The 966-nt window shown below is 60.4% G+C and carries 2 protein-coding genes; one reads left to right on the top strand and one right to left on the bottom strand.

Annotated elements, in window-relative coordinates:
* A partial coding sequence (locus GIW79_RS29525; protein WP_236477479.1) for an NAD(P)H-dependent oxidoreductase occupies positions 1 to 452 on the top strand: 452 nt, incomplete at its 5' end.
* Between the two features lies 1 nt (position 453).
* Here GIW79_RS29525 and GIW79_RS29520 read toward each other — a convergent pair.
* Positions 454 to 843, bottom strand: a complete 390-nt coding sequence (locus GIW79_RS29520; protein ID WP_034127625.1) for a hypothetical protein — start codon at positions 841 to 843, stop codon at positions 454 to 456.
* Positions 844 to 966: the final 123 nt, after the last annotated feature.

Raw genomic sequence — 966 nt, 5'->3', positions numbered from 1 at the left:
TCGCCGACCATCGGGTGCACCGTACTCGGGCGACGCCGCCAGCCGACGTGCAGGCCGAACAGGCCCGCATAGACCGCGCCGACGCGCTGGTGCTGGCGTTCCCCATCTACTGGTGGTCAATGCCAGCGTTGCTCAAGGGTTGGGTCGACCGCGTATTCGTCAATGGCTGGGCGATTGATTACGGCCCCGATACACCGGTGCAGAAGAAACTCAGGCATTTGCACGTACATGTGCTGGCCCTGGGGGCGGCTGACGAAAGCGCCTTCGATCGACACGGTTATGCCAAGGCCATGAATACCCAGATCGACTACGGCATCTTTGATTATTGCGGGGCGCGGGTACTCACTTCCGAGTTGTTGTTGGACTCGGAAAGTGGCACGGCCCAGGCGCATTTGCACAAGGCCCGGACCGTGGGGCAGGGGTTGTTTGAGCGTGAGGCCATCGCGGGATAATTCAAGCGTCGCGAAACAGGTCGTGGGCGTCGAGCAAGCGGTAGGCAATCTCTGGGTTTTTCTCCAGGCCACGGCGAATGGAGGCGGGGATCGACTGGCGGGTCTTGCGGCACATGCCCGGCAGTTCGTCGATGACGATCTGGATCCCGCGCATGCTTTTGACCTCGGTATGCCCGGGCGCGATGTGGACGCGGATGCCGAGTTGGTCGTACATCCGCTGTTGCAAGTGTTCGAGGTCTTGCAGGCTCTTGAGGTTTTCCAGGCGCTCCAGCAGGATTTTTTCCTGCTGTCGCGTCAGTTGCAGAATGCGCAGATCAGCGCCGGGAGCTTCCAGCAGTTGTTCACGGTTGCAGACACAGGCGCCGGGTGGGCAGGGTTGGCGAAGGGTCATTGACGCTCCCGGCAAGGTTCAGTTGTAGGAGCGAGCTTGCTCGCGAAAAACTCACAGGCGCCGCATTCATTCAGCAAACACGCGTTTTGGTTAACGTTTTTCGCGAGCAAGCTCGCTCCTACA

The organism is Pseudomonas sp. PA-7-1E, assembly GCF_021605325.1.
Taxonomy (GTDB): domain Bacteria; phylum Pseudomonadota; class Gammaproteobacteria; order Pseudomonadales; family Pseudomonadaceae; genus Aquipseudomonas; species Aquipseudomonas fluorescens_BV.
Note: the sequence above shows the minus strand (reverse complement) of the source record. Positions and strands in the feature narration are given on the sequence as shown.

What these genes read in the sequence shown, in the direction of transcription:
- GIW79_RS29520 (WP_034127625.1), bottom strand. Translation starts at nt 843, where the DNA reads ATGACCCTTCGCCAACCCTGCCCACCCGGCGCCTGTGTCTGCAACCGT.